Source organism: Rhizobacter sp. P3_C12 (genome assembly GCF_056402735.1).
In genome coordinates this window covers 1-6,501 of sequence record NZ_JBFUGW010000318.1, presented here as the reverse complement: position 1 = coordinate 6,501, position 6,501 = coordinate 1, and the positions used below count along the sequence as shown (strand labels likewise).

Here is a 6,501-nt window from a genome sequence, read left to right as displayed (position 1 = left end):
ACAGTGGGCGACAGTCAGTGCACGAAGCGTGCTGCGCACGCGGGCCATGAAACCAGCCAGCTCCGGCGCCCCGGCTTTATTGGCGCTCCACAGCCTCCCCGCACGCGCCTTCTGCCACCACCGCTCTTTGGAGAGGTGACAAGCGAACAAATGGGGGTTGATTCCCGGGTTGGCACCCGGGMGCGYCRTGCGTSTTTTCTGCGCGTCGAGCCACCGGTTCGGCAAAGGCGCGGGCGGGGGGTGTGGGGAGCGCCAATMARGRCGGGGCGCCGGAGCCGTCTGCTTTCATGAACCGCGCGCGCAGCGCGCTTCGTGCACTGACTGTCGCCGACTGTTTGACCACAACGAACGAAGTGAGTGGAGGGAGTTTCGGCGACGGTTCATGAAAGCAGATGGCGCAGGGGAGTCATCGCACCGCCAGGGGCGATGACCGCACCGGCCGGCGAGCCCCACACCCCCCGCCCGCGCCTTTGCCTCGCACAGAACTGCGCATGGAACCCATTCAGTACGTCTCGACGTGGAAACGCCCCTCGTCCACCAGCCGTTGGTGCAGCAGCGGCCAATCGAGCCCCGCCTCGGCGCAGATGTCGGCCAGCGCGTCCAGCACGCCGGTCTCCATGCCCTTCAGCCCGCACAGGTAGAGGCAGGTGTCGCCGCGCAGCAGCAGGGCAATGTCGGCGGCGCGCTCGCGCATCAGGTCCTGCACATAGCGGCGCGGCTGCCCCGGCACGCGTGAGAACGCGAGCGAGGTGTCGATGAACGAGGCCGGCAGCTTGGTCAAGGGCCCGAAGTACGGCAGCTCCTCCGGCCGGCGCGCGCCGAAGAACAGCATCAGCCCGCCGTAGACCGGCTTGCCCGCCTGCATCAGCCGCCGCCGGTGCTCGGTCATCGCCCGCATCGGCGCCGCGCCGGTGCCGGTGCACACCATCAGCAGGTTCGAGCCCGCATGGTTGGGCATCAGGAAACGGTCGCCGAACGGGCCGCAGACCTGCACCGTGTCGCCCTTGCGCAGGTCGCACAGGTAGTTCGACGCGACGCCGTGCACCGGTCGGCCGTCGTGGTCGCTCGTGACCCGCTTCACCGTCAGCGAGACGTTGTTGTAACCCTCGCGCTCGCCACTGCGCGGGCTCGCGACCGAGTACATGCGCAGGTAGTGCGACCTGCCGGCGGCATCGACACCGGGCGGCACGATGCCGATCGACTGCCCCTCGAGCAACGGAAAGAACTGCGTGCCGAAATCGAGCACCAGGTGGTGGATGTCGCCCTCGGCGTCGGCCGCGGTCAGCCGGAAGTTGCCGGCCACCGTCGCCTGCACCGGCTTTTTCAGCGTGTGCAGGTTCAGGTAGGGATGCGCGGCCGACCACGGCGGCCTCGGCGAGCTCGGCGACACCGCGGCATTCGCCTGCGGCGGCACCTCGTCGACCGGCGGCGCCCCCGCATCGGCCGGCACCTGCGCGAGCGCCGGCATCTCCTGCTTCGGCGGCAACTCGTCCCAGCCGAACTGCGCCTCGATCGAATACGCCGCCGCCTTCGGCACCGGGTGCCAGTGGTCGATGCTGCCGGTCGGGCACGGCGACACGCAGGCCTGGCAGCCGTTGCAGATGGCCGCGTCGACGACGTAGTTGCGGTCGTCGTGCGTGATCGCGTCGACCGGGCAGGTCTCCTCGCAGGTGTTGCAGCGGATGCAGACCTCGGGATCGATCAGGTGCTGCTGGATGAAGACGACCGGGTCCATCACATCCTCAGTTGAAACGCACGTACTCGAAGTCGACCGGCTGCTTGTTGATGCCGATCGGCGGCGGCGCAATCCAGTTCGCGTACTTGCCGGGTTCGACCACGCGGCCCATCAGCGACGCGACATAGGCGCGGTCTTCCTCGCTCGCGAGCCATTCGCGCACATGGGCCTGCCATTCGATCTCGCCGATCACCCGGCCGTCGGGGCTCACGCGCAGCCCGGCGAAGCTGCCGATGTGGCGGTTGAAGGCCTTGTGCGGCACGCTCAGCCGGAACGCGATGCCGGCCTTCTCGATCACCTTGTTCCAGCGGTTCACGCCGGCCGACGAGTCGCGGATGTAGTCGTCGCGCAGCACCTCGTTCAGCGCGTTCAGCATCGGCACCTCCTTGTCGACCAGCACGCCGTCGCGCACGTCGAGGATCTTGTAGTGGGCGCCCTTCAGCACGTGGTCATCGGCGCGCTTGCCTTCTTCGTAGCGGCCCTTCAGGCCCGAGCTGTAGAAGATCGCCGCGTTGCTCGACTGGTCGGCACCGAACAGGTCGATCGTCACGCTGTAGTGGAAGTTCAGGTAGCGCTGGATCGTCGGCAGGTCGATCACGCCGTGGCGGCGCAGCTCGGCCGGGTCTTCGATGCCGGTCTGCTTCATCACCTCGCAGGTGCGCTGGATCACGCGCGACACCCCCGACTCGCCGACGAACATGTGGTGCGCCTCTTCGGTCAGCATGAAGCGCGTGGTGCGCGACAACGGATCGAACGCGCTCTCGGCCAGCGCGCACAGCTGGAACTTGCCGTCGCGGTCGGTGAAGTAGGTGAACATGTAGAACGCCAGCCAGTCGGGCGTCTCTTCATTGAAGGCCCCGAGGATGCGCGGGTTGTCCTGGTCGCCGGAGCGGCGCTCGAGCAGTGCCTCGGCCTCCTCGCGGCCGTCGCGGCCGAAGTGCTTGTGCAGCAGGTAGACCATCGCCCACAGGTGGCGGCCTTCCTCGACGTTCACCTGGAACAGGTTGCGCAGGTCGTACTGGCTGGGCGCCGTCTTGCCGAGGTGGCGCTGCTGCTCGACCGAGGCCGGCTCGGTGTCGCCCTGCGTGACGATGATGCGGCGCAGGTTGGCGCGGTGCTCGCCGGGCACGTCCTGCCAGGCGGCCTCGCCCTGGTGGTCGCCGAAGCCGATCCTGCGGTCGGCCTCGGGCTGCGCGAGGAAGATGCCCCAGCGGTAGTCGGGCATCTTCACGTGGCCGAACTGCGCCCAACCGTCGGGCGTGGTGCTGGTCGCGGTGCGCAGGTAGACATCGAAGCCGTGCGAGCCGTCGGGGCCCATGTCCTGCCACCAGTTCAGGTAGTTGGGCTGCCAGTGCTCGAGCGCACGCTGCAGCGTCCGGTCCTCGGACAGGTTGACGTTGTTGGGGATCTTGTCGGTGTAGTTGATGCTGGACATGGACTTGGTTTCGTTGCGCTGCACTTCGACAGGCTCAGTGCGAACGGCTTGTGTACGCCTTCAGACTCTCTTCCAGTCGAACTGCGCCTTGTGCCCGGTGCCGTAGACCTTCAGCGCGCCCGCTTCGCCGACGGCGTTCGGGCGGTTGAAGATCCAGTTCTGCCACGCGGTCAGCCGGCCGAAGATGCGGGTCTCCATGCTCTCGGTGCCGGCGAAGCGCAGGTTGGCCTCCAGGCCGGTCAGCGCATCGGGCGACAGGCTCGCGCGCTCCTCCAGCGCGATGCGGATCTCGTCGGCCCAGTCGATGTCGTCCGGCGCCGCCGTGACGAGGCCGAGCGCGAGCGCCTCGTCGGCATCGAGCGCCTTGCCCTGCACCGCCTGCACCGCGGCGATCTCGCCGGCATCGCGGTGAAAGCGGCGCTGCAGGCGCGTCTCGCGGCTCACCATCTGCAGGTCGCCGAAGTTGAACGCCGACAACGCGATGCGCGGCGCCGCAGCGGGCTCGTCGGGCAGCGCCAGCATGTAGATGCGGTCCGCGGCGAGCGCGATCTCGAGCAGCGAGCCGGCAAAGCACGAGCCGCGGTCGACCAGCGCGAACAGCGAGCGCGACGACACGTCGAGCCGCGCCAGCGTGCGGCGCAGCAGGCCGATGGTCTCGCGCACCAGCCAGTGCGAACGGTGCGCCTGCAGCGTCGCGTCGAGCGCGAGCACCGCGTCGACCGCGCCCTGCGTCTTCAGCAGCCAGGTGCCGATCTCGGGCTCGTTGGTGCGCAGGTGGAGGATCGCGTCGTCCAGCTCGCGCGCCATCTGCAGCGGGTACCAGGCGGCGCCGGCGGCCTCGATGCCGGCGAGGTCGGCCGGCTGCGCGCCAACGGGGCCACGCACGGTCAACGTCGCGTGGCGCGCGGCGCGGTCGATCTGCACGTCGACGTGGCCGTAGGCCAGGCCATCCGCCGACACCTGCTTCACGAGCCGCGGCAGCGGCACGCCGCGCGCATCGGCCGGGCGGTCGCTCGTCGCGGCCAGTTCGCGCGCCCGCTCCTGCACGCGCTGCGCGAAGGCCTGCGTCTTCACGGCTTCATCGACCAGCCGCCAGTCCACCGCCTTCTTGCCACGCACGCCTTCGCTGGTGGTGCAGAAGATGTCGGCATGGTCGTGGCGCACGCGGCGCTTGTCGGTCAGGCGCGTCAGCCCACCGGTGCCGGGCAGCACGCCGAGCAGCGGCACCTCGGGCAGGCTGACGGCCGACGAGCGGTCGTCGACCAGGATGATCTCGTCGCAGGCCGCCGCCAGCTCGTAGCCGCCGCCGGCGCAGGCGCCGTTCACCGCGGCGAGGAACTTCAGGCCGCCGTGCCGGCTGCTGTCTTCGAGCCCGTTGCGCGTCTCGTTCGTGAACTTGCAGAAGTTGACCTTCCAGCCGTGGCTGGACAGGCCGAGCATGAAGATGTTGGCGCCCGAGCAGAACACCCGGTCGCGGCCGCTGGTGAGGATCACCGTGCGCACCGCCGGGTGCTCGAAGCGGATGCGCTGCACCGCGTCGTGCAGCTCGATGTCGACGCCGAGGTCGTAGCTGTTCAGCTTCAGCTTGTAGCCCGCGCGCAGCCCGCCGTCCTCGCTGACGGCCATCACGAGCGTGGCGACCTGGCCTTCGACGCTCAGCCGCCAGTGGCGGTAGCGATCCGGGTGGGTTTCGTAATCGACCGGGGAGTCGACCGGCGAGTCAACAGGGAAAGCGGCAGGGGGGACATTTGTCATGGGGGCATCTCCGGCGAGCGGCAACATGCTGCACGCCCGTCAATGAAGATGCAATTTAGTGCATGCAGCCGCCAGCGTCAACCCGCCAGCCGGATCGTGCCCCGCAATTGGTCCTGCAGGGCCGTGAATGCGGCCTCCATGGTCTTGTCGCTGGTGTCGAACACCTCGTCGGCCTTCGAGTAGAAGGCGGCGCGGCTCTCGAGGATGCGCCGCAGGTCGTTCATCGCCTCGGCATTGCCCGACATCGGCCGGGTGTCGCCCTGCGCCAGCACCCGGTTCATGTGCTCCTCGGGCGAGGCGCGCACCCACACGGTGTAGCAGTGCGCCAGCAGCATGTTGAAGGTGGCCGGGTCGGAGACGATGCCGCCGGGCGTCGCGATCACCGCGCGCGGGTAGCGCTGGATGCACTCCTCGAGCGCGCGCCGCTCGTGGCGCCGGTAGGCGGCCGGGCCGTACAGCGAATGGATCTCGGAGACGCTGCAGCCGGCCACCGTCTCGATGTGGCGGTTCAGCTCGACGAAGGGCACGGCCCAGCTGTCGGCCAGCATCTTCCCGAGCGTGCTCTTGCCGGCGCCGCGCAGCCCGATCAGCGCGACCCGCTGCCGCCGCGCCGCCTGGCTGGCCGGCGCGCCGAACACCGAGGCCAGCGCGGAGCGGGCCTGCGCGAGCTCCGATTCGCTGCGGCCGCGCAGGATCTCGCGGATCATCAGCCACTCCGGCGAGCTGGCCGTCTCGTCGCCGACCAGCTCGGCCAGCGTGCAGTTCAGGGCCTGCGCGAGCTGCCGCAGGAACTGCACCGACGCATTGCCGACCCCCATCTCGACATTCGCCAGGTGGCGCTCGGACACGTCGGCCACCTTGGCCAGGCTCTTGCGTGTCAGGCCGCGCCGGGATCGCAGCGCCCGCGTGCGCTCGCCCAGGGCGGCGAGGAACGGGTCTTTGTCGGTGGTCGGATCAGGATCGCCTTCCGGCGCGGTGGGCGAGTTCGGGATTCGGTCCAAGGGTATGTCCGTAACAGGGTCGATCGGGACTGCTGTTTATACTGAATCCAGTGCAACATATTGCATCAACCGATCATTGCACTGTCCGTGAATGCATTATGCGGAGATCGGGTCGGCTTGAGGTAAAACCGCGGCCGTCCCGTCAGGAGAACAGCATGCCCGCGAACCTCGCCGTGGTGGCGCCGCCCGAACGATTCAACGTCGCAGCCCACCTGCTGCAGTGCAACGCGGGCCGTGCCACGAAGACCGCCTACATCGACGACGACGGCCGGCTCAGCTACGGCGAGCTGGCCGACCGCGTGCAGCGTTGCGCCGCCGGCCTGTTGCGCCTGGGCCTGCGCCGCGAGGAGCGCGTGCTGCTGATGATGCTGGACACGGTGGACATGCCGGTGGCCTTCCTCGGTGCGCTGTATGCCGGCCTGGTGCCGGTGCCGGTCAACACGCTGCTGCCGGCCGCGGACTACGGCTACCTGCTGGCGCACAGCCGCGCCCGTGCGCTGGTGGTGTCGGGCGCGCTGTGGCCGGCGGCGCAGCAGGCGCTGGCCGGGCTCGGCGACCCGCCGGCCGTCGTGCTG

General features: G+C 69.2%; 5 protein-coding genes. 1 reads left to right on the top strand and 4 read right to left on the bottom strand.

Features of this window, described 5'->3' with window-relative positions; translation table 11 throughout:
• Positions 1 to 502: 502 nt before the first annotated feature.
• The 4 genes from boxA to AC1DXV_RS29710 all read right to left on the bottom strand — a co-directional run bounded on the left by boxA (position 503) and on the right by AC1DXV_RS29710 (position 5,926).
• Positions 503 to 1,735 (bottom strand): benzoyl-CoA 2,3-epoxidase subunit BoxA, encoded by a 1,233-nt coding sequence (gene boxA, locus AC1DXV_RS29725; RefSeq protein ID WP_477871903.1) that lies wholly within the window; start codon positions 1,733 to 1,735, stop codon positions 503 to 505.
• Positions 1,736 to 1,742: 7 nt separating this feature from the next.
• Entirely contained in the window at positions 1,743 to 3,170 is a 1,428-nt protein-coding gene (gene boxB, locus AC1DXV_RS29720; RefSeq protein ID WP_477871905.1) for a benzoyl-CoA 2,3-epoxidase subunit BoxB, read from the bottom strand.
• A 60-nt stretch (positions 3,171 to 3,230) separates the two neighbouring features.
• The gene (gene boxC / locus AC1DXV_RS29715; RefSeq protein ID WP_477937038.1) at positions 3,231 to 4,925 is read right to left on the bottom strand and encodes a 2,3-epoxybenzoyl-CoA dihydrolase; all 1,695 of its coding nucleotides are present in this window, start codon (positions 4,923 to 4,925) and stop codon (positions 3,231 to 3,233) included.
• Positions 4,926 to 5,002: 77 nt separating this feature from the next.
• Entirely contained in the window at positions 5,003 to 5,926 is a 924-nt protein-coding gene (locus AC1DXV_RS29710; RefSeq protein ID WP_477872400.1) for a helix-turn-helix transcriptional regulator, read from the bottom strand.
• Positions 5,927 to 6,081: 155 nt separating this feature from the next.
• On the opposite strand from AC1DXV_RS29710, the gene AC1DXV_RS29705 reads away from it, so the two are divergent.
• On the top strand, positions 6,082 to 6,501 hold a 420-nt coding region (locus tag AC1DXV_RS29705; RefSeq protein WP_477937036.1), incomplete at its 3' end, for an AMP-binding protein.